A 21479-nucleotide genomic window follows, 5' to 3' on the forward strand; every position below is an offset into this window, starting at 1 on the left:
AGAATTATTCTTGCTATCATCTGACGGGCCATTAAACTGCAGGCAGCATTTTTTGACCTTTGGAACAGATTGATGGCATTGCTTCAGGTGGTTTTTCGTCAGTATTGCTGGCCGTTTACCGGCGTTCTTTTTCTTACCCTGCTGAGTGCCGCACTCGGTATCGGCCTGATCGCTTATATCAATAATGAGCTGATTGTGGCGATCAATAGCGACGCAACGGTGCTGCCGGCGTTTCTCGGTCAGCTGTTTCTGCTGATGGCGGTCACGCTCGCTTCGCAGCTGGCGCTGACGCAGCTGGGGCACCATTTTGTCTGGCGGCTGCGGGGCGAGTTCATCAAGCGTATCCTCGATACTAACGTTGAGCGCATCGAACAGCTGGGCAGCGCTCAGCTGCTGGCCGGACTGACCAGCGACGTGCGGGCCATTACCATCGCTTTTGTCCGGCTGCCGGAGCTGATTCAGGGCATTATCATCACGCTGGGATCGGCGATTTACCTTGCCTGGCTCTCGCCGGAAATGCTGCTGGTCACTATGCTGTGGCTGGTGATCACGCTGGTGGGCGGCTGGCTGCTGGTTTCGCGCGTCTACCAGCATATGGCAAAGCTGCGCGATATCGAAGATGATCTCTATCGCGATTTCCAGACCATTATTGAGGGGCGCAAAGAGCTGCAGCTTAACCGCGATCGGGCGCGTCTGATCTACGATACGGTTTATCAGACGAATGCGGGTCGCTATCGCCATCATATTGTGCGCGCCGACACCTTCCATCTCAGCGCCGTTAACTGGTCTAACATCATGATGCTGGGCGGCATCGGTATCGTATTCTTTATGGCAAACGGTCTCGGCTGGGCCAACACGGCCGTAGCGGCCACCTATTCGCTGACGCTGCTGTTCCTGCGCACGCCGCTGATCTCAGCCGTCGGCGCGCTGCCCACGCTGCTCAGCGCGCAGGTCGCGTTTCGCAAACTCAACCGCTTCGATCTGGCGCCTTATGAGCCTGCCTTCAGCGCCCCGGCACCGGCCAGCGCATGGCAGACGCTGGAGCTGCGCGACGTCTGCTTTCACTATGGCGAACAGGGCTTTGCGGTGGGGCCGATCAATCTGACGCTGCGACGCGGCGAACTGCTGTTCCTTATTGGCGGCAACGGCAGCGGGAAATCCACGCTGGCGATGCTGCTGACCGGCCTCTATCAGCCGCACGCCGGCAGCCTGCTGCTGGATGGTAAAGAGATAAGCAGTCAGCAATCCGATCTGTGGCGGCAGCACTTTTCAGCGGTATTTACCGACGTGCACCTGTTTGACCGCCTGATTGGCCGCGGCGGCGAACCGGCCGATCCGGCACTGGTTCAGCGCTGGCTGGAGCGGCTGAAAATGAGCGAGAAACTGCAGCTGGATGGCAACCGGGTGCTGAATCTGCAGCTGTCGAAAGGGCAGAGCAAGCGCCTGGCGCTGCTGCTGGCGGCCGCGGAAGAGCGGGATATTTTGCTGCTGGATGAATGGGCCGCCGACCAGGACCCTCATTTCCGCCGGATTTTCTACCGCGAGCTGCTGCCCTGGCTGCAGGCGTCAGGCAAGACGGTGTTTGCTATCAGCCATGACGATCACTACTTTACCCATGCCGACAGGCTGCTGGAGATGCGCAACGGACAGCTGGTGGAACTCAGCGGCCGCGAGCGCGATCTGGCCACGCTCGATGCGGTGGAGCGAACGGATACCGGTCGTTAACGTCAGCGGGTAACACTCATCAAAACCGGCCATCAGGCCGGTCATGGCACACAGGCGGCATGCGGCAGCGTCAGTGATTGGGCGGGATGGCAAAGCTTTTCAGCTGAACAACAAAGTGCTGATGGCCGCGGGTGATGCGGGCGCCACGATCGCACCAGTGAGTCGCCAGATGAAAGAAGTCGTCGCTGCCGATATCATAGGCCAGCTCTACTTTGCTGATGCCTGAATGCAGAAGCTCCTCTGCATCCTGCAGGCTTTTTGCTTTGATGACCATAATCGATTTCCCATCAAATAAATGAGAGCATCAGAGTAGGGGATCTTCATGACACTTTTGTTGCGCTTTGATGAAAGCCTGTTCCGGAAGAGGCAAAGTGTGATCGCGATCGGGTGCAGCAGCAACGCGCTGAAAGCCTGAGAATTTCCGGAATAACGGTATCGGCCGGTACTGCGCGATAAACAGGCATGCCAGCCCTGACAGGCATAAAAAAAGCAGCCATAAAGGCTGCTTTTTTCGGGATAATTTGGTCGGCACGAGAGGATTTGAACCTCCGACCCCTGACACCCCATGACAGTGCGCTACCAGGCTGCGCTACGTGCCGAACGTGGAAAACCATACTACTGATTCCCCAGCCGATTGCAAGATGCGTCAGCGTTAACTGCCTCATATTTAATCAGTTTGCCGTGAAGCGCTTCTCTTCCGTCAGCACCTGCAGCAGCAGCGCCAGCTGCGGCTTATGATCCTTCAGCTCACGACCGCTGGCGTCCCACGCGGTATAACTGCCGCTGTTATTCAGCACCAGCGTCACCGATGGCGTGGTGATCACCAGTTTGCCATCTTCACTGCTGGCTACCCAGTTATGGCTGCGCTGGGCGGCGAACAGATCTTCACCCTGCGAATAGCTGACCGGGCTGGTGCGCACGTGCAGCAGACGCTGCATGAGCGTTGTCATCACATCCTGTTGATCGGTCAGGCGATCGATAGTCTGCGCTGGCGTATTAGGCCAGTGCACCACCAGCGGGATCTGCAGCATCGCGCGGTTGCCCGGGTTATCGCTGTTATTAAAGGTCACCGCACGCTGAGCAGTGATCACCACCACCGTATTTTTCAGCAGGTCGCGCTGCTGCAGCGTGGTCAGTACCGCAGCGATCTGCTCATCCACGCTGCCCGCCTGGCGCAGATAGCTGCGCTGACGCGCCTTCGTGCTGTCGCCGCTGGCGCTTATCCCGTTCAGCGCGACCCAGGAGAACCACGGAGAGCGGCTGTTTTTCTGACCATTGAGCCAGTTCTGCCACTGCGTGACGGTCTGGCTGTTAGGCTGCGAGGTCGCTTCCGGCAGCGTATAGTCCGCCAGCAGCGCCTGCCGGTAGAGCGGCTGATTAAACCCATCAGAAGAGAACAGGCCAAACTGGTAGCCCTGCGCGTTCAGCGCGTTCAGCAGCGCCGACGGCGTGCGCGATGCCAGCACGCCATCCATATAGCTGGAAGAGATGCCGTAAAACAGGCCAAACACCCCTTTTTCAGGCTGCACCCCGGCGCTGTAGTGCCGGGTAAAGCGCACGTTCTCAGCGGCAAACTGCTTCAGCGACGGCAGTGCGCTGTCGAGCGTGGCGTTATTTACGCCATCGACCGTCAGCACCAGCAGGTTATGACCTGTTCCGCCGTCACGGAAGGTGATATCGCTTAACGGATACTGGACCGACAGCGCTTCAGGATCGCCCTGCTGCACCAGACGGCGCTGATACTCCTGCGCATCCAGCAGCCCGTGACGCTCCAGGAAGCGGCGCGCGGTCATCGGATAGGAGAGCGGCAGGTTGGCGCGCTGCATGGTGACAGGACGATAGAAATTGGCATCGGCCCAGATATAGAGCAGATGACTGGCAAAAAAGGCGCTGATAAATAGCGCGGCGAGCGGCTTGCCAAATGAGCGTCGGTTAAGACTGCGCAGCTTCTGCCAGCTCCAGGTGGCAAACAGCATCTCCACCAGAAAAATGCCCGGCACGCTGATAAACATCAGCTGCCAGTCACGCGCCATCTCGCTTTGATCGGGGTTAACCACCAGCTCCCAGACCACCGGATTAAGGTGCAGGTGGAAGCGGTTAAACACGGCGCCATCCACCATAATGAGCGTCAGCCCGGCGGTGGCAACAATCGCGGAGAGTACCCGCAGCAGACGCTGCGACATCACCACAAAGGTAAGCGGGAAAATAATCAGCAGATAGGCGGCAAAAACGATAAAGCTGAAATGGCCAATCCAGCTGGTAAAGGCGTAAATCCGGCCCGCCAGTGAGGAGGGCCAGTCAGCGACCAACAGGTAGCGGCTGCCGAGAGCCAGCGCAAACAGAATATTAAACAGCGCGAACCAGTGCCCCCAGCTAATCATCTGGGAGACTTTTTCACGGTAGCGCTGCCGGTTGGTTACCATATATAGGAGTCAGATCTGCAAATTAATGAGCGTTATCATCGCGCACGGAAGACTGCAACGCTTCCGCGAATGACCGGGCCAGGCTACGGCGCTGGGCTGGTGCGATGTCTGTGTTAATCAAATTGGTGACCATGTTTCCCAGAACCATCAGGGAAAGATCGAGAGGCGCTTTATCTTTTTCAAGAATCTGCGCCAGCTGTGCGAGAAGCTGCTCAACGCGCTCGTCGCTATAACGGGATGATTGTGGCATATCGTCGACTAATCAAGTGTGAAAAGGCGGTATAGTACCGTAACCATGCGATTTTTTCCGCACTTTTATCGCAAGCAAAGCGATCGGTTTGCGTACGCAGTTGAAAGCGACGGCGGGCAGTGATTGAATACGCGCCTGAGTTTAAAGGAGAGTCTATCATGAGTCTGGATATTGACCAGATTGCCCTGCATCAGTTAATCAAACGCGACGAGAATCAGCTGGAGCTGGTACTGCGGGATACGCTGCTGCCGGTAACGCAGGCGGTAAGCAGTATGGCCGAAGAGCTGCATCGCGTGTACAGCGCCAAAAGCAAAGCCTATGGCCTGTTCAATGAAGATAGCGAGCTGGCCGACGCGCTGCGCAACTGTCGTCGCGGGCAGGATGACTTCCTGGCGTTCAGCCGGGCTGCCACCGGACGCCTGCGCGATGAGCTGAGCAAATATCCGTTTGCTGACGGTGGCGTGGTGCTGTTTATGCACTACCGCTATCTGGCGGTAGAGTATCTGCTGGTTGCGGTGCTGAACAGCCAGTCGAGCATGCGCGTTAACGAACAGCTGGATATCAGCAGTACGCACTATCTCGATATCAATCACGCCGATATCGTCGCGCGTATCGATCTGACCGAGTGGGAAACCAGCCCGGAGTCAACGCGCTATCTGACTTTTCTGCGGGGTCGCGTCGGACGTAAAGTAGCTGACTTCTTCATGGATTTCCTCGGGGCCAGCGTCGGTCTCGACACCAAAGCGCAGAACCGCGGCCTGCTGCAGGCGGTCGATGATTACTGTGCTGAGTCAAATCTGGATAAGAACGAGCGGCAGAACTACCGTCAGCAGGTCTACAGCTACTGTAACGAACAGCTGCAGGCGGGGGAGGAGATTGCGCTGGACGATCTTTCGCAGGAGCTGCCACCGCTGGGGGAGAAAAGCTTTCAGGCGTTTACGCAGGAGCAGGGCTATGAGCTGGAGGAGCACTTTCCGGCCGACCGCAGCACGCTGCGCCAGCTGACAAAATTCTCCGGCAGCGGTGGCGGATTAACGCTTAATTTTGACGCACTGCTGCTTGGCGAGCGTATCTTCTGGGATCCGGCAACCGATACCCTGACCATCAAAGGCACGCCGCCCAACCTGCGCGATCAGCTACAGCGCCGCACCGGCGGGAAGTAAATTACAGGCATAAAAAAACGCCGCAGAGGCGGCGTTTTTTCCGATTTCGTCTGCGATTACGCGCGAACGAAGTCGATGTGGTGCAGTTTTGGCTTGAACGGGTGACGCTGAACAGCCTGAACTTTAACTTTCGTTTCTTTACCGTCAACAACCAGCGTCAGCACATCGGTGTAGAACTCAGGCTTAACCTGCATGTTCATCACGGCGTCGTGATCCAGTTCGATAGAAACTGCAGCTTCATTTCCGCCATAGATGATAGCCGGGAACTTGTTAGCTGTGCGCAGGCGGCGGCTCGCACCCTTACCCTGCTCTTTACGTACTTCTGCGTTGATAGTGAACATCATTATTTCTCTTCAATAATTCCTGCTACAGGCGACCCAGCAACAGGACGGTTATTCAAACGCTTGTGCGGATGCAAAAGCGGGCGGGATTATAGCCGGATCGGGGCAGGGGGGCAAATGATTCTGCCATCTAGCGCAGCTCATTGGCGCGGCGGAAGCGCCCCTGGTAATCAAACACTTTCTCCCGCACCTGCCAGAACTGTCCCCGGGCACGCGCCACCACAAAGTCAGGATGCCGCAGCAGCGGCTGCAGCGCGACCACGTCGGCCGCCTGCTGCCAGCCCAGCTCTACGCCAGGCGCGCGCTGGTGCGGGCGCATAAACAGCTGCTCAAATGCTTTTCGCTGCGCGGGCGTCTGCAGCCGGAAGCGTTCGCTGACGTCGCTGCCATCTTCATCGTAATAGGTCGCTTTCAGCCATTCGCCCTTGTCATCACGGCCATGCGCCAGCGTCATGCCGCTGCAGCGCAGCACCCGCGCATCTTTCAGCTTCAGCGCCGCTTTCAGCATATCATCGGGGTCGACCAGAATTTTGTCGCACTGCTGGCAGCGCCGTGCGGCGATATCATTTTCAGCGCCGCAGTCAGGGCAGCTTTTAAAGCGAAAGCGGAAATCGCACTGCTCACGACCGCCCTCATCATCCTCCAGGATACCCTGACAGCGACGACCAAAGTGCTCAATCACATGCCCGTCTTCGGTGGCTTTTCCCCAGAAGGTATTCGCAAAGCCGCAGGCAGGGCAGAACACCTGCACCGGCTGGTTGTCACTGGCGCCTTTTGGCGCACCCACTTCCGGCGTAAAGAGATCGTGCGGGTTACCGGCGTAGTCGAGGATCAGGCAGTCGCGTTTATCCGGAGCCAGGCGCAGTCCGCGTCCGACTATCTGCTGATAGAGGCTGACGGATTCAGTCGGGCGCAGAATCGCGATTAAATCCACGTGCGGTGCGTCGAAGCCGGTGGTCAGTACCGCCACGTTAACCAGAAACTTCAGCTGCTGCGCTTTGAACTGCTGAATTAGCCGGTCACGCTCTTTCACCGCGGTTTCTGCCGAGACCAGCGCGCTGTTCTCCGGCAGCAGCGACAGAATTTCGCGCGCATGTTCAACCGTGGCGGCGAAGATCATTACGCCGCGCCGATCGTCGGCAAACTCAACGATCTGGCGGATAATCTGTGGCGTGACGCGCTGCTGCTGTTTCAGCTCACGGTTAAGATCCGCTTCGCTGAAGAGGCCGCTGTTCTGCGGCACCAGCCGGCTGAAGTCATACTGCACCACCGGCATATCAAGACGTTCCGGCGGCACCAGAAAACCGTGTTTGATCATGTAGCGTAGCGGCAGCTCGTAGATGCAGTCGCGAAACAGCGCTTTTTCATCGCCGCGTACCATGCCGTGATAGTGGAATTGATAGATCCAGCCTTTGCCCAGCCGGAACGGCGTGGCGGTCAGTCCCAGCAGGCGCAGCTGTGGATTATGCTGGCGCAGGTGGCTGAAGAGCTGCTGATACTGGCTCTCCTCATTGTCGCTGATGCGATGACACTCATCGACAATTACCAGTGAAAAGGCGCTGTCGAAGCGGTCAAGGTTGCGCGCCACGGACTGTACGCTGCCAAATACCACTTTGCCTTCGCTCTGCCTGCGCTGCAGCCCGGCCGCAAAAATATCCGCTTCCAGCCCGTAAGCCTGATACTTGCTGTGGTTCTGCTCGACCAGCTCTTTGACGTGCGCCAGCACCAGCACCCGGCCACGCGCCAGCCGCGCCAGTTCAGCAATGACCAGGCTCTTACCGGCACCGGTGGGCAGCACAATCATCGCCGGCGTGGTATGGCGCCGGAAGTGGGCAACGGTTGCATCAACCGCTTCCTGTTGATAGGGACGAAGTGTAAAGGCCATCAGCATAAACTTTTTTCTGGATCAGAGGCGTATTATGCCATGTAAGCGGATGAAACGCAGGATCGGCACTATTAGCAGGCAAAGCTTCAGGCTATACTGCCCGCACTTTTTTAACGGTTATCCTGGCGGACGTATTCTGCGCACTGGCACCGTTTCAGTTTTTCCCCCGCAGTAACAGGCAAAAGCGAATTCATGCGACTCGACAAATTCATATCTCAGCAACTGGAAGTTAGCCGTGCTATCGCTGGCCGCGAAATTCGCGCCAGAAAGATCACCATCAATGGCGAAATTGTGCGCGATACCGCGTACAAAGTGATGCCGGAAGATGATATTGCCTACGATGGCAACCCGCTGGTGGTACAGCAGGGGCCACGCTACTTTATGCTGAACAAGCCGCAGGGCTATGTCTGCTCCACAGACGATCCCGATCATCCCACTATCCTCTATTTTATTGAGGAGCCGTCAGCCTATAAGCTGCACGCCGCCGGCCGACTCGATATCGATACTACCGGTCTGGTGCTGCTGACGGATGATGGCCAGTGGTCGCATCGCATCACTTCACCACGTCACCATTTAGAAAAAACCTATCTGGTTGAGGTGGAAGCGCCGCTCGATCCGGCACTGGTGGAGACGTTTGCTGCCGGTATCCAGCTGCACAATGAGAAGACGCTGACCAGGCCAGCCCGGCTGGAGATCCTCGATGAAAAAGCGGCGCGACTGACAATCGGCGAAGGGCGCTATCATCAGGTTAAGCGCATGTTTGCCGCGATGGGGAACCATGTGGTTGCGCTCCATCGTGAAAGTATCGGCTCGATTGTGCTGGATGAGGCGCTGGAAGAGGGGGAATATCGCGAACTGACCCCTGAAGAGGTTGACAGCATCGGTCTGCCAGACGAACTGAAACAGCACAAATAACGGAGTACAAGGTGCGCAAGGAGAAAAACTCCCCGGCAGGATTAGTGGTGATTCTGGGATTGCTGGCGATGCTGATGCCGCTCTCCATTGATATGTATCTGCCCGCTATGCCGCAGATTGCCCGCGAATTTGCCGTCTCCGCAGGCAGCGTGCAGATGACGCTGAACCTCTACATCCTGGGCTTCGCTATCGGGCAGCTGGTGTATGGTCCGCTGGCGGACAGCTATGGCCGCAAGCCGGTCATCGTGCTGGGTACGCTGATTTTCGCCTGTGCCGCCGCCGCCTGCGCACTCTCCGGCTCTATCGATCAGCTGATCCTGATGCGCTTTTTGCACGGTCTCTCTGCCGCTGCCGCCAGCGTGGTGATCAACGCCCTGATGCGCGACAGTTATTCAAAAGAGGACTTCTCGCGCATGATGTCCTTTGTGCTACTGATCACCACAATCGCGCCGCTGGTGGCCCCGGTGCTGGGCGGCTGGCTGCTGCTTATCTGGAGCTGGCACGCTATTTTCTGGGCGCTGGCGATTGCGGCACTGATCACGACCGTGCTGGTGGTGACGCAGGTGCGTGAAACCCTGAAGCCGGAGCAGCGTCAGCGCTTTCATCTGCGTACGATGCTGGGCAATTTTGTGGCGCTGGTACGGCATAAGCGGGTGTTCGGCTATATGCTGGCCAGCGGCTTCTCGTTTGCCGGCTTATTTGCGTTTCTCAACGCTGGTCCCTTTGTTTATATCGAGGTCAACCACGTATCGCCGCAGGATTTTGGCTACTACTTCGGCCTGAATATCATCTTTCTTTTTGTGATGACGCTGATTAACAGCCGCGCGGTGCGCCGTTTTGGTCCGCTGAAGATGTTTCGCCTGGGGCTGACCATTCAGTTTGCTATGGGCATCTGGCTGCTGATTGTCAGCGCGCTGCAGCTCGGCTTTCTGCCGCTGGTGCTGGGCGTGGCGATGTTTATCGGCTGCGTTTCTATTGTCTCCTCTAACGCCATGGCAATTGTACTCGATGAGTTTCCGCACATGGCGGGGACCGCCTCGTCGCTGGCAGGCACGCTGCGCTTTGGCGTCGGTGGTCTGGTGGGCGCGCTGCTGTCGCTGGTCAGTATGAACAGCGCATGGCCAATGGTAGCAACCATCGCGCTGTGCGCCACCCTTTCTATTATCCTGTTCAGCTACGCTGCCCGCCCACGTAAAACCACCTAATCCCGCAGGGGCCGCATTCATGCGGCCCTGGCGTATTCATGCGCGCCCGGCATATTTCTCCTCTCAGGCAAAAAAAGAGAACCATGCTCGCTAAACGCCAGCTATTCGTTATGCTTAATGTTTCCGTGATGTGAAAATTTTTAGACAAAAAAGTAACGCTAATGCGTATAAACTGGTTGTCTGCATCTGGCGATCGCGGTACACATAAGCTTAACTGCGAGAATGCTCGCAAATAATGTATTTTTTCTATGATTTTGTATTTAAAACGAGAAGGTCATCACTGACATCCGTTTTTTGATTTGAGGTGGGATTTCCGGCTGCGGGCACAGGGTTCAGGCCGGAAACAGGATTAACATCTTTGGGGAACACCATGCTGCAGCTCTCTGTTGTGCATCGTCTGCCACAGCTTTATCGCTGGTCTGCAGATCAGTTAGGCGAAATTGAACTTCTGGAAACCACCAGCGGCATTAACGATGAAGATCTGGTTGCGTTGAGATTACTGAGCCATGAAGGCACGCTGGCGCTGGATATTCTGCAGCAGCTGCGCGAAACGCTGGCGCAGATTCAGGTGGAGTGCAAAATTGCCCGTTGTGAAGGGCACCCCTGCCTGTTGATCCAGCGAATTAACGAAAGTGCTGCAAGCTGCTGCCTGAAAAATCAGGGCGTGGCCATTGCAGAAGATTTTAACGGACGCTGATCCCCGCCCCTCATTTGCTCATTTGCGCCGAGGCCAGCAGCTGGCGTGTATAAGCTGCCGCTGGCGCAGTGAACAGCACCGCGCTTTTTCCCTGTTCAACCACCTCTCCCTGCCGCAGAACCACCAGCTGATGACAGAGCGCGCGCACTACCTGCATATCATGGCTGATAAAAATATAGGTCAGCTGACGATCCGCCTGCAGGCGTCGCAGCAGCGTCAGGATCTGCTGCTGAACCGGACGATCCAGTGAGGAGGTCGGCTCATCAAGTATCAGCAGCTGTGGCTCAAGGATCAGCGCACGTGCAATCGCAATACGCTGCCGCTGCCCGCCGGAAAATGCTGCCGGATAGCGGCTGCGGCTGTCGGGATCGAGCCCGGTTTCCTGCATAACGGCAATAACGCGGGCATCCTGCTGCGCTGCGCTAAGCTCCGGCCGGTGTACCGCCAGACCTTCAGCAATAATCTGCTGCACCGTCATGCGCGGATTGAGCGAGGAGTGGGGATCCTGAAAAACGACCTGAATGCGCTGGCGCAGCGGCAGCAGCTCTCTGGCCGTCAGCTGATGCAGCGGCTGGCCGGCAAACCAGATCTCACCGCGTGCGGCGATAAGACGCAGCAGGGCCAGCCCCGTGCTGCTTTTGCCGGAGCCTGATTCACCTACCAGACCCAGGCTCTCGCCCTGATGCAGCGAAAAACTCAGCTGCTTAAGTATCTGCTTCTCCTCTGTTTTGCGCCTGAACCAGCCGCGTCGCAGCGGAAAACTTACCTGCAGATTGCGGACCTGAAGCAGCAGCGGTGTCGCTTTCAGCGGTACCGGTTCACCGGTGGGTTCAGCGGCAAGCAGTTCGCGCGTATAGGGGTGCCGGGGCTGCCGGAACAGCGCGGCGCAGCGATTCTGCTCCATCACGCGTCCGGCACGCATCACGGTAACGCTGTGTGCCAGCTGACGCACGATAGCGAGGTTATGGGTAATAAAAAGCATGCCCATATTCAGCTCGCGCTGCAGTTCGCGCAGCAGCTGTAAAATCTGCTGCTGCACGGTCACATCCAGTGCCGTGGTGGGCTCATCGGCAATCAGCAGCTGCGGCTGCGTCAGCAGCGCCATGGCGATCATGACGCGCTGGCGCTCGCCTCCGGAGAGCTGATGAGGAAAATCGCGCAGGCGGCTCACCGGCTGCCGGATACCGACGCGATCGAGGCAGGCAACGATCTCGCCGCGTGCCGCTTCACGCCGCATGCCCCGGTGCAGCGCCAGCACTTCGTTCAGCTGTTTTTCAATCGTATGCAGCGGATTGAGCGACACCATCGGCTCCTGAAAAATCATCGCCATACGGTTGCCACGCAGGCCGCGCAGCGTGCGTTCGCTGGCCTGCAGCAGATCCTGACCCTGAAACAGAATTTCGCCCTGCGGATAACTTACCGCGGGCTGCGGCAGCAGGCGCATCACCGACTGAGCGGTCACGCTTTTCCCGCAGCCCGACTCTCCGACCAGCGCCAGCGTCTCGCCCGCCGCAAGGCGCAGTGAAACATCATGTACGACCCGCTGTTGCTGAAAAGCCACCGCAAGATGATTAATGGTTAACAGATCCACTCAGCCTCCCCGCGCCGGATCAAATGCATCGCGTACCGCCTCGCCGATAAAAATCAGCAGCGACAGCAGCAGCGCCAGCGCAATAAAACCGGACAGCCCGAGCCACGGTGCCTGCAGATTATTTTTGCCCTGCAGCAGCAGCTCGCCCAGTGAAGGCGCACCCACCGGCAAACCGAAACCGAGAAAATCGAGCGAGGTCAGGGTGGTAATGGCGCCGCACAAAATAAAGGGCAGATAGGTCAGGGTCGCTACCAGCGCATTGGGCAGAATGTGGCGCAGCATAATACGGCTGTCGCTGACGCCAAGCGCACGGGCGGCACGCACATAATCAAAATTACGCGTGCGCAGAAACTCGGCCCGCACCACGCCGGCCAGACTCATCCAGCCAAACAGCACCGTCAGCAGCAGCAGCCACCAGAAGCCAGGCTGGATCACGCTGGAAAGCAGGATCAGCATAAACAGCGTTGGCATGCCAGACCAGACTTCAATCAGCCGCTGGCCGGCTAAGTCGATGCGGCCGCCAAAATAGCCCTGCAGCGCCCCGGTAATAATACCGATAACGCTGGAGAAGAGCGTCAGCAGCAGGCCAAATAGCAGAGAGACGCGGGTGCCATAGAGCAGGCGCGCCAGCACATCGCCCCCGCTGGCATCGGTGCCCAGCCAGTTTTGCGCCGACGGAGGCGAAGGGAAGGGCGAACGGGTCGCAAAGTTGATTGTGCTGTCGCTAAAGCGAATCGGGGCCCAGAGTGCCCAGCCCTGCTGCGCAATCCGCTGCTGCAGCCACGGATCCTGATAGTCGGCGGCGGTAGCAAATACGCCGCCGTAATCCTGTTCACTGTAATCAACCAGCAGCGGCACATACCAGCGCTGCTGGTAGCGCACCAGCAGCGGTTTTTCATTCGCCAGCAGCTCAGCGGCCAGTGACAACAGGAAAATCAGCAGAAAAAGCCACAGCGACCAGTAACCCCGGCGGTTGTGACAGAAACGCTGCCAGCGCTGGCGATGCACCGCAGAGAGAGCCATCAGCGCGCCTCAAAATCGATGCGCGGATCGACCAGCGTGTAGGTTAAATCGCTCACAATATTCATCAGCAGGCCAATCAGCGTAAAGATGTAGAGCGTGCCAAACATCACCGGATAGTCACGCTGGATAGTGGCATCATAGCCCAGCAGCCCGAGGCCATTCAGAGAAAACATAACTTCGATTAGCACCGAACTGGTAAAAAACAGGCTGATGAACGTGGCCGGAAAGCCGGCGATCACCAGCAGCATGGCGTTACGAAACACGTGACCATAAAGGATACGTTTTTCATCCAGGCCTTTGGCGCGCGCGGTCATGACATACTGCTTGCGGATTTCATCCAGAAACGCATTTTTTGTCAGCATGGTAAGCGTGGCAAATCCGCCGATAACCGTGGCCAGCACCGGCAGCGCAATGTGCCAGAAGTAGTCGAGGACTTTGCCATACCACGGCAGCGAGGCAAACTGCGGAGAGGTAAGACCGCGCAGCGGAAACCAGTTGAAATAGCTGCCGCCGGCAAACAGCACGATCAGCATGATGGCAAAAATAAAGGCCGGAATAGCGTAGCCAATAATAATCAGCAGGCTGCTCAGGCCGTCGAAACGGCTGCCGTGATGCACCGCTTTCCGGATCCCGAGCGGAATGGAGACCAGATAGATAATCAGCGTGCTCCAGAGTCCCAGGCTGACAGAAACCGGCAGGCTCTCTTTGATCAGCTGCAGCACCGGGGCGCTGCGAAACAGGCTATCGCCAAAGTCAAAGCGCAGATAGTTCCACAGCATCTCGCCATAGCGCTGCAGCAGCGGCTTATCAAAACCGTATCGCCGGGTGATCTCAGCAATCACTTCCGGATCGAGGCCGCGTGCACCGCGATACTGATTGTCACCCGGATTGTCGCGCAGCGACGCACCGCGCGCGCTGCTGTCGCTGCTGCCCGGCAGCCCGGTGGTATAGCCAAACTGAATAGTGGCCAGCGCCTGATCGACCGGGCCGCCAGGTGCTAACTGCACAATAAAAAAATTCAGCGTGATAATCGCCCAGAGGGTCGGGATCACCAGCAATACTCTGCGCAGCAGATAAGCACCCAAGCCAGCCTCCTTAACGTCGATCGGCCGGCAGCCGCCCGGCTTTATTGACATCGTACCACCAGTTTTCCAGCCCGGTTGCGAAAGCGGGCCGGACGGCGGGATAAGCATATTTATTCCAGTAAGCCAGGCGCTGCTCAGCGCTAAACCACATCGGTATCATATACGCCTGCCAGAGCAAAATGCGATCCAGCGCCTGACCCAGCGGCAGCAGCGCCTGCTCATCGCCCTGGTGCGCCACAATCTCTTTGATAAAGTGATCGACCACGGGATCTTTAACGCGCGCGCTGTTCCACGATGAGTCGATATACTCTGACTGCCAGTTCACGCGCAGGCTGGCAGCAGGCCACGGCGCAGCCGGATAGAGCGTCTGAATCATATCGTAGTCGCCTTCGCGCAGCCGGCGCAGAAACTGTGAGTTGTCGACCTGGCGCAGGGTGGCCGTGATGCCCAGCCGGGCCAGACTGTGCTGCCAGGGCAGCGCCCACTCATTCTGCGCGCCGCTGCGCAGCAGGATCTCAAACCGGAACGGTTCACCGCTCTGGCGATTGACCAGCTTCCGGTTGCGGATCTCCCAGCCCGCCTCTTCCAGCAGCTGCATCGCCCGCAGCAAATTAGCCCGGTTATAGCCGCTGCCATCCGAGCGCGGTGGCGTATAGATTTCACTGAAGAGGGCAGGCGGCAGCTGCGCTTTCCACGGCGCCAGCAGCTGCAGCTGTGCCGCGTCGGGATAGCCGGCAGCCGCATATTCTGTGTTCTGAAAATAGCTGCCGGGGCGGCGCCACGCGTGGTAAAACAACGCCTTATTCATCCACTCAAAATCAAAGGCCAGCGTTAACGCCGCGCGTACCCGGCGATCGGCAAACAGCGTTTTTTGATTATTAAAGGCGAGCCAGCGGGTATCCGTAGCGGCGTCCTGAGGCGTGGTCAGTTTTACGATTGTCTGTTCTGCAAATGGCCCGCCCTTATACTGCGTCGCCCACTTTTTTCCCGACAGCTCTTCGCGCAAATCGTAAGCGCCCGCCCTGAAAGCTTCAAAAGCGACGTTGTCATCGAGATAGTAGTCGTAGCGCAGCGTATCCAGATTAAAGCGTCCGCGATTGACCGGCAGATCGGCGGCCCAGTAATCCTTTACCCGACTGTACTGCACAAACTGGCCCGCCTTATAGGCAGAGATCCGGTAGGGTCCGCTGGAGAGCGGCGGGTAGCCAAGCGGCTCATTAAATTTGCGGCTCTGCCAGAACGCTTGCGGCAGCACGGGCAGCGTCAGCCAGCTCAGGATGCGATCTTTATCCGGTCGCGGTGGCGTGATGCGCACCGTAAGGCGATTGAGTGCGGTGACTTCCGTGCCGCGGAACGCGACGCGAAACTGCGGAACGCCTTCGCGCATCAGCTTCTGAAAAGTAAAGGCCACATCGCGGGCGGTGATAGGCGTGCCATCCTGAAAGCGGGCGTGTGGATTGAGGGTAACCTCCATCCAGCGGTAATCCTGAGGATAGCGTGCCACTTCAGCAATCAGCGGATAGTAGCTGGCGGGCTCATCATCTGAGGTGGTAAACAGCGAATCGTAGAGTGTCTCTGTGCCGGCGGCCGGATTTCCGCGTGAAGCAAAGCGGTTGAAGTTATCAAACGTACCGACCACCGCCAGCGTCATGCTGCCTCCTTTCGGGGCAGCGGGATCGGCATAAGCGTAGTGGGTAAAGTTGACCGCGTAGCGCGGCACCCCCAGCTTTGCAAACGCATAGCCTTCACGTACCGGCTCAGCGCGCAGCGGCGTCAGCACGCAGCAGAGCAGCAGAGTTATCAGACGCAGCATAAGTGAAATACTCTCCCGAATAGTCTGTGCTTCAGATCGGCCGGTAAGCGTGTTAAGCCACCTTACCCGAAACGCGGAAAGTTTTGATAGTAGCTGATCAACTTTTCCGGCCGCAGCGGCCGGCTGAACAGGTAGCCCTGCAAATGCGTCACGCCGCGGCTGACCAGCCAGCTGGCCTGTTCGCGCGTCTCCACGCCCTCCGCCACCGTTTTGAGATTGAGCTTCTTAGCCAGCAGCAGCACGGCGTCCAGCACCGGCGAGGTGAGCGTCTCGGTGCCGATACTCTGAACAAATCCCCGATCTATCTTCAGATAATCAAACGGATACTTTTCCAGATAGATCAGCGCGCTGTGTCCGGTGCCGAAATCATCGATGGCAATGCTGAACTGGTTAGCGCGCAGCCAGGCAAACACCTCTCCGGCGTTGGCTTCTTTCACCATGGTGCGCTCGGTGATCTCAAACACATAGCTGAAGTGGTCCGCAGGCATTGCGGCAATCCACGTCTGAACGTCGTGACGAAAGCTGTCGGCGGCAAGGTGCAGCGGGGAGAGGTTCAGGCTCAGACGCGTACCGCGCGGCAGCTGCTGGCTCAGGCTATGCGCATCGCGCGCGACCAGGCAAAACAGATGCCGGGTGAGCGGAATAATCAGGTTCTGCGCTTCGGCATAGCTGATGAACACATCGGGCGGGATCGTGCCCTCTATGGGATGCGCCCAGCGCAGCAGCGCTTCCACGCCGTAGGGTTGACCGTTATGCGCCATGATTAACGGCTGATATTCAACGTAGAACTGCCCGCGCCGGATTGCCAGCATGATCTCGCGCGCCGGGCGCTGGTGGCGGTTAAGCAGCACGCCGGTCAGACAGCCGATCATCAGCGCAAACAGGACGCCGGTCAGCAGCGTCATTTGATAGTCGCGCGTTGCCAGCGTGCTGCCATAGAGAACAAAGCGGATATCACTCTGCGGCAGCGTAAGGGCGGTCAGTCCGGCTGGCAGGTCGCGGCGCGGAATAGCGTGGCTGACGTCGCTCTTCAGCGCATTGTTGCCAATAACCAGCGCCATGCCGGTGATTTCAGGGTGATAAGAGGCGAGCAGCTGGTAGGGCGCAAGAGAGAGATTTACCGTTGTCAGGATGCCGCTCTCTGCGCCGCCGGGATACTTGAGCCACAGCGCCAGCGCCGGACGCGACGGCAGCAGCGGGGTGCCCGGCAGCAGCCGTATATCGCGATCGCTCTCCAGCTCGGTGGCGGGTGAAATCTCACTAACAGGCAGCCTGAAGGCGCCGGTGGCCGATGAGCACCAGGCGAGGCCGTCCCGCACCAGCAGAATCGCGCGGATATTATCTGCAAAGGCGGCACGCGAGGTGAGTTCACGGCTGACGCTGTTGCAATCCAGCATCGTATACTGCTGCAGCGGACGCAGCGTGTCGGTCAGCGTTGCGAGCATCTGCTGCAGGTCGTCCGCGCTGTGCTGCAGCAGCAGTTCATGCTGCTGCTGGCGTTTATGCCAGGTCAGCGTAAGCAGTATGGTGATAAAAAGAGTAAATGAAACCATACCTGCCAGCGCACTCTTCCGGAACAGACGGCGCATGTGCGTAGCGTGCGGTTTCAGCGTCCGCGACAGTGGCATTGTGTCAATGTTCCTGATATTGCCATGTGAGTAAACCGTCTGAGGCTGCACCGGAGAGGCTGTGAGAATATAACGAGGATGCCAGGAAAGTCTTGTTATATTTCTGATTACCAACTGGATTTCAGCGGAGTAGATATCCGCAATAAAAAAACGCTGCCGGGGCAGCGTTTCTGTTTTCTCTGGCTGAGAGAATCATCGGAGAGAGGGGTTAGCTTTGATTTTTAGCCAGAACCCGTCGTGCTTCGCGGTAGCGCGTCTTCCAGTAGCTGTCATTGAGATTTGAAATCATGACGCCGCTGCTGGTAGAAGCGTGGACAAAGTTATCATTGCCCAGATAAATGCCGACGTGTCGCCCGGTTGAGCCGGCGCGGAACAGCACTAAATCACCCGGACGCAGTTTACCGCGTGAAATGCCTTTGCCCGTATCCTGCTGCTCATAGGTTGAGCGGGGCAGTTCCAGACCAAACTGGTCGCGAAAGGTGCGCTGAACAAAAGCAGAACAGTCGATGCCACGTTTGGTGTCACCGCCTAAGCGATAGCGAACACCTTTCCAGTCGCTGTACTGTTCCATGATGCGGGACTTGATGTCCACATTCTGCACCATTTGTTCAAATTCGTCCTGAGACGCCTGAAGTAAAAAACCATTGTGGTTGTTAACTTCATGATTCTCGTTTTTCGCATTCTGGCCATTATGGCTGCTGCTACATGCTGATAAAAGTGTTGCTAATGCTACCGCGGGAATGATCCGCCTGAGGTATCTCAGAATTGGTTGAGACTTGACCATTATACGTGTGTTCCTTCGATGTCCTTACGACAGAATGTCGCCAGCCAGATGACAAAACGGGTTGAGATTAATAAGTACAGCGGTCTAAGACAAATCCTTAATTACTAAAATGTGTTAATGCACACATTTTTCGCTCAGTTTGCCACCACATTTTATGCTGCACCAGGGTAATCGAGCTTGAGGTTAACTGATTACAGACCCCATGGCGAGTGGTTTTATATAAATTTCTATAGGTTTTTTTGATGTAAATTAAAACATTCACTGAACGGCTACTTTATCACCAATCGGGCGTAATTAATGCGCAAATAAGCGGCGGCTTAAGCAGGTAATTCCGGCGTTAGCGCTGATTTTCAGCGGGTTCTGACTGGACAGGGGATAACAAGAGAAAATGTTAAGGCTTGTTTGCCATCATGTTTTCTTTTGATGGCAAACTGTTAGGTTGCTAATAGTTTTTTTAAACATTCAATAAGCGCAGGCGGGTCACTTTTTGCTCTCCGGTTACCTGCGCTAAACAATTACCCGCGTGGCTTATATTTGCCAGGCAGCGTGCGATATAGCCACGCCACCAGTTTGTCGCTGGCCGGCGTTAATAACCACCAGCTCAGTCCAACTAATATTACCGACAGCGAACCCACGGCAATATCGGTAAACCAGTGGGCGCCGGCCATTATGCGCGGCAGGGCAAACAGCACCACAATCAGCACGCCGGTTAAAAATGCCCGGAAGCCGAAATAGCGCCACATAAAGCAGGCAAAAATAATCAGCATCATGCCGTGGTCGCCAGGAAAACTGTCGCGCGAGGCATCCTTTGCCGGAATACCGGTGAGTTCACTGACGCGATGGACGTTATCAAAAAACAGCGTCGGGCTGGCGTGTTTCACCGGCAGCAGATGTCCCAGCTGGTTAAGTAAAACTGCCGTCAGCAGCATAGTTATCCCGATAGCCAGCATACGACGACGGCCTTCAGGCGTTTCGCGTCGCCAGAAGGCGAGGTAGAGCAGCCCCATCGCCAGCAGTGAAACCGCATCAAAACCGCGATAGTTGGTAATCGCCACCAGGACGGCAAATGCGTGGTGATCGACCATCAGATCGTTGAAGCTGAAAAAGATCCCTTTATCGATAGTGAACCAGAAACCGTGATTGGCTGGCAGATACCACGAGAGAAATAGCATCACACCCAGCGCATTAAGCAGCAGGATGGTGACAAGACGTGTTGCGCGCATAAAAAGTAACACCCAAAAAGTGAAATAACGGGCAAACCTATCGCAATTAATTTAAACGAATCTTCAACAGCGAGGTCTGCAGAGCATTCCAGTCGGCTGGCTGATGATGGATCAGTTCAATACGGCTGTCGGGAGGCGCGACCGGACGGGTTTCAATAAACAGATCGTCCCCCTGTCGGTTAACGTTCACCAGGCCATCTGGCGTACGCAGCACGCCTTTTACCCGATCGACCGGCGCACGTCGCGCCCATTCCAGCAGTGGAATGGTATCAAACTGCGTCTCTTCATCGAAAATCCAGCCACACGAAGCATAGCCCTGACCTTCATTTAACGCACGCCGCCAGCGCGCCTGACCCTCCAGTTTCAGCGCCGCCAGGCCCTGCGGGCGGGTGCTGTGAGCGTGGTGGAGTGCGTCCGGAACCGGGCGATCGTGTTGTGCGGGGTGTGTCAGCAGCGCCGGGTCTATTTTCCCCCAGGCTGTCTCTGTCAGCAGGCGATCGCCCAGATTGTCCCGCTGCCAGTCCGCCAGACGCTGGCGATCTTCCGGCTGCCAGCGATCGCTTTTACTGGCGACGATAATGTCAGCGGCAGTGAGCTGATCGCGAAAATTTTCGTTTGCGGCCACGCGCGCATCAGCAAGCTGACGCGGATCGAGCAGCGTCAGCGTCGCATCCACCGTTATCCATGGCTGATAGACGGCGGCGCGCAGCATATTAAGTAACTGTTTGGGATGGCCAAGGCCGGTGGGTTCGATAATCAGACGATCGGGTCTCGCCTGTTTCAGCAGCATATTAAGCCCGACCTGCAGCGGCAGACCGTTAACGCAGCACATGCAGCCGCCGGGGATCTCTTTTAGTTCAGCGCCGCGGTTGGCCAGCAGGGCGCCGTCTATACCGACTTCGCCAAACTCATTGACCAGAATAGCCCATTTTTCATCGGCCGGTTTATGCGCAAGCAGATGCAGCAGCGTGGTGGTTTTACCGCTGCCGAGAAAGCCGGTAATGAGGTTGACGCGCGTCATAGTTTCTCCCTGTGGCCTGCTGCTGTCTGGCAGGCAGTGAACTGAGCGCGCGGCCGGTAACGCGGGCCGCGCCGGATGTTGTTATAGTATAACAACCTGCCGGGCGCGGACAACGCAGCGATCAGTCAGCGCGGCTCATATAGCGTCGTTCAGCTACGTGAATGCGAATACGGTCGCCGTTGCTGAGGTATTCAGGCACCTGCACCGAGAGGCCGGTACTCATCACCGCGGGTTTGGTGCGCGCGCTGGCAGAGGCGCCTTTGATGCCGGGCGTGGTATCAGCAATCACCATATCCACCGTCTGCGGCAGCTCCAGCGCCAGTACCTGGCCCTCCATCGTCAGCACCTGCATACCGGGAATACCGCCCTCCGGGATAAACAGCAGCTCTTCGGCAATCTGCTCCTGCTTAAAGTTGTAGGGCGTGTAATCTTCATCATCCATAAAGACATATTCGCCGCCGTCGATATAAGAGAAGGTCACCGGGCGACGGCTCAGCTGAATGGCATCGATAATATCGTCGCCTTTAAACCGCTCTTCGACCTTGAGGCCGGTACGCACATCGGTAAACCGCATTTTATAGAGCGTGGCTGCACCGCGTGCGCTGGGACTCTGCACATCAATATCCTTCACCAGCAACAGCTTGCCGTTCCAGGTCACGGCCATTCCTTTTTTGATTTCGTTTGCCTTAGGCATGATGTTATTTACT

At 57.1% G+C, this 21479-nt stretch carries 19 protein-coding genes and 1 tRNA gene; 5 read left to right on the forward strand and 15 right to left on the reverse strand.

Annotated features, from left to right (window positions below; all coding sequences use genetic code 11):
* Positions 1–72 precede the first annotated feature (72 nt).
* Positions 73–1725, forward strand: a complete 1653-nt coding sequence (locus tag FS690_RS00675; RefSeq protein ID WP_071668048.1) for a multidrug ABC transporter permease/ATP-binding protein — start codon at positions 73–75, stop codon at positions 1723–1725.
* Positions 1726–1795: 70 nt separating this feature from the next.
* Here the strand turns inward: FS690_RS00675 and FS690_RS00680 are convergent, their stop codons facing one another.
* From FS690_RS00680 to FS690_RS00695, 4 genes are all read right to left on the reverse strand, one after another.
* Entirely contained in the window at positions 1796–1999 is a 204-nt protein-coding gene (locus FS690_RS00680; protein WP_145338925.1) for a hypothetical protein, read from the reverse strand.
* 248 nt (positions 2000–2247) lie between these two features.
* Positions 2248–2324: transfer RNA gene (locus tag FS690_RS00685), tRNA-Pro, on the reverse strand.
* Positions 2325–2396: 72 nt separating this feature from the next.
* A complete protein-coding gene (gene yejM, locus FS690_RS00690; RefSeq protein ID WP_071668047.1) occupies positions 2397–4148 on the reverse strand; it encodes an LPS biosynthesis-modulating metalloenzyme YejM in 1752 nt (583 codons plus the stop codon).
* 22 nt (positions 4149–4170) lie between these two features.
* Positions 4171–4398, reverse strand: a complete 228-nt coding sequence (locus tag FS690_RS00695; RefSeq protein WP_039385503.1) for a YejL family protein — start codon at positions 4396–4398, stop codon at positions 4171–4173.
* Between the two features lie 158 nt (positions 4399–4556).
* Here FS690_RS00695 and yejK point away from each other — a divergent pair, with 158 nt between their 5' ends.
* A complete protein-coding gene (gene yejK / locus FS690_RS00705; protein WP_039385500.1) occupies positions 4557–5561 on the forward strand; it encodes a nucleoid-associated protein YejK in 1005 nt (334 codons plus the stop codon).
* Between the two features lie 56 nt (positions 5562–5617).
* Here the strand turns inward: yejK and rplY are convergent, their stop codons facing one another.
* Positions 5618–5902: a 50S ribosomal protein L25 gene (rplY, locus tag FS690_RS00710; protein WP_039386023.1), complete on the reverse strand. Its 285-nt coding sequence runs from the start codon at positions 5900–5902 to the stop codon at positions 5618–5620.
* Positions 5903–6032: 130 nt separating this feature from the next.
* On the reverse strand, positions 6033–7787 hold the full coding sequence (locus FS690_RS00715; RefSeq protein WP_108569606.1) for a DEAD/DEAH box helicase: 1755 nt from the start codon (positions 7785–7787) through the stop codon (positions 6033–6035).
* A gap of 192 nt (positions 7788–7979) precedes the next feature.
* Between FS690_RS00715 and rsuA the strand changes: the two genes are divergently transcribed.
* The 3 genes from rsuA to FS690_RS00730 all read left to right on the forward strand — a co-directional run bounded on the left by rsuA (position 7980) and on the right by FS690_RS00730 (position 10604).
* Positions 7980–8702, forward strand: a complete 723-nt coding sequence (gene rsuA, locus FS690_RS00720; RefSeq protein ID WP_039385498.1) for a 16S rRNA pseudouridine(516) synthase RsuA — start codon at positions 7980–7982, stop codon at positions 8700–8702.
* 11 nt (positions 8703–8713) lie between these two features.
* Complete coding sequence (locus FS690_RS00725) at positions 8714–9907, forward strand: Bcr/CflA family multidrug efflux MFS transporter (RefSeq protein WP_039385496.1); 1194 nt, start codon at positions 8714–8716, stop codon at positions 9905–9907.
* 370 nt (positions 9908–10277) lie between these two features.
* A complete protein-coding gene (locus tag FS690_RS00730) occupies positions 10278–10604 on the forward strand; it encodes a hypothetical protein (protein ID WP_071668046.1) in 327 nt (108 codons plus the stop codon).
* 10 nt (positions 10605–10614) lie between these two features.
* Here FS690_RS00730 and yejF read toward each other — a convergent pair whose 3' ends face one another.
* The 9 genes from yejF to yeiP form a co-directional block, all read right to left on the reverse strand.
* The gene (gene yejF / locus FS690_RS00735; protein WP_104085216.1) at positions 10615–12195 is read right to left on the reverse strand and encodes a microcin C ABC transporter ATP-binding protein YejF; all 1581 of its coding nucleotides are present in this window, start codon (positions 12193–12195) and stop codon (positions 10615–10617) included.
* Entirely contained in the window at positions 12196–13218 is a 1023-nt protein-coding gene (locus tag FS690_RS00740; protein ID WP_104085215.1) for an ABC transporter permease, read from the reverse strand.
* On the reverse strand, positions 13218–14303 hold the full coding sequence (locus FS690_RS00745; RefSeq protein ID WP_145338926.1) for a microcin C ABC transporter permease YejB: 1086 nt from the start codon (positions 14301–14303) through the stop codon (positions 13218–13220). The genes FS690_RS00740 and FS690_RS00745 overlap by 1 nt, the downstream gene beginning before the upstream one ends.
* Before the next feature lie 10 nt (positions 14304–14313).
* Positions 14314–16116 carry an extracellular solute-binding protein gene (locus FS690_RS00750; protein ID WP_071668042.1) on the reverse strand — a complete coding sequence of 601 codons (1803 nt, stop codon included), beginning with the start codon at positions 16114–16116 and terminating at the stop codon, positions 14314–14316.
* 62 nt (positions 16117–16178) lie between these two features.
* Positions 16179–17744: a cyclic di-GMP phosphodiesterase gene (locus FS690_RS00755; protein WP_145338927.1), complete on the reverse strand. Its 1566-nt coding sequence runs from the start codon at positions 17742–17744 to the stop codon at positions 16179–16181.
* A 208-nt stretch (positions 17745–17952) separates the two neighbouring features.
* The gene (gene mepS, locus FS690_RS00760; RefSeq protein WP_071668040.1) at positions 17953–18528 is read right to left on the reverse strand and encodes a bifunctional murein DD-endopeptidase/murein LD-carboxypeptidase; all 576 of its coding nucleotides are present in this window, start codon (positions 18526–18528) and stop codon (positions 17953–17955) included.
* 515 nt (positions 18529–19043) lie between these two features.
* Positions 19044–19751: a phosphatase PAP2 family protein gene (locus FS690_RS00765; RefSeq protein ID WP_071668039.1), complete on the reverse strand. Its 708-nt coding sequence runs from the start codon at positions 19749–19751 to the stop codon at positions 19044–19046.
* A 46-nt stretch (positions 19752–19797) separates the two neighbouring features.
* Entirely contained in the window at positions 19798–20772 is a 975-nt protein-coding gene (locus tag FS690_RS00770; RefSeq protein ID WP_071668038.1) for a GTP-binding protein, read from the reverse strand.
* A 121-nt stretch (positions 20773–20893) separates the two neighbouring features.
* On the reverse strand, positions 20894–21466 hold the full coding sequence (yeiP, locus tag FS690_RS00775; RefSeq protein WP_145338928.1) for an elongation factor P-like protein YeiP: 573 nt from the start codon (positions 21464–21466) through the stop codon (positions 20894–20896).
* Positions 21467–21479: the final 13 nt, after the last annotated feature.

It is taken from the genome of Pantoea sp. PSNIH1, assembly GCF_007680655.1.
Taxonomy (GTDB): Bacteria; Pseudomonadota; Gammaproteobacteria; order Enterobacterales; family Enterobacteriaceae; genus Pantoea; species Pantoea eucrina.

Excerpts from the sequence above, each read along its gene's own strand:
- FS690_RS00730 (WP_071668046.1), top strand. The coding sequence starts at position 10,278 with ATGCTGCAGCTCTCTGTTGTGCATCGTCTGCCACAGCTTTATCGCTGG.
- mepS (WP_071668040.1), bottom strand. The coding sequence starts at position 18,528 with ATGGTCAAGTCTCAACCAATTCTGAGATACCTCAGGCGGATCATTCCC.
- FS690_RS00680 (WP_145338925.1), bottom strand. The coding sequence starts at position 1,999 with ATGGTCATCAAAGCAAAAAGCCTGCAGGATGCAGAGGAGCTTCTGCAT.
- FS690_RS00715 (WP_108569606.1), bottom strand. The coding sequence starts at position 7,787 with ATGGCCTTTACACTTCGTCCCTATCAACAGGAAGCGGTTGATGCAACC.
- FS690_RS00695 (WP_039385503.1), bottom strand. The coding sequence starts at position 4,398 with ATGCCACAATCATCCCGTTATAGCGACGAGCGCGTTGAGCAGCTTCTC.
- rsuA (WP_039385498.1), top strand. The coding sequence starts at position 7,980 with ATGCGACTCGACAAATTCATATCTCAGCAACTGGAAGTTAGCCGTGCT.
- yejK (WP_039385500.1), top strand. The coding sequence starts at position 4,557 with ATGAGTCTGGATATTGACCAGATTGCCCTGCATCAGTTAATCAAACGC.
- FS690_RS00765 (WP_071668039.1), bottom strand. The coding sequence starts at position 19,751 with ATGCGCGCAACACGTCTTGTCACCATCCTGCTGCTTAATGCGCTGGGT.
- rplY (WP_039386023.1), bottom strand. The coding sequence starts at position 5,902 with ATGTTCACTATCAACGCAGAAGTACGTAAAGAGCAGGGTAAGGGTGCG.
- yejM (WP_071668047.1), bottom strand. The coding sequence starts at position 4,148 with ATGGTAACCAACCGGCAGCGCTACCGTGAAAAAGTCTCCCAGATGATT.
- FS690_RS00770 (WP_071668038.1), bottom strand. The coding sequence starts at position 20,772 with ATGACGCGCGTCAACCTCATTACCGGCTTTCTCGGCAGCGGTAAAACC.
- FS690_RS00675 (WP_071668048.1), top strand. The coding sequence starts at position 73 with ATGGCATTGCTTCAGGTGGTTTTTCGTCAGTATTGCTGGCCGTTTACC.
- FS690_RS00750 (WP_071668042.1), bottom strand. The coding sequence starts at position 16,116 with ATGCTGCGTCTGATAACTCTGCTGCTCTGCTGCGTGCTGACGCCGCTG.
- FS690_RS00740 (WP_104085215.1), bottom strand. The coding sequence starts at position 13,218 with ATGGCTCTCTCTGCGGTGCATCGCCAGCGCTGGCAGCGTTTCTGTCAC.
- FS690_RS00755 (WP_145338927.1), bottom strand. The coding sequence starts at position 17,744 with ATGCCACTGTCGCGGACGCTGAAACCGCACGCTACGCACATGCGCCGT.
- yeiP (WP_145338928.1), bottom strand. The coding sequence starts at position 21,466 with ATGCCTAAGGCAAACGAAATCAAAAAAGGAATGGCCGTGACCTGGAAC.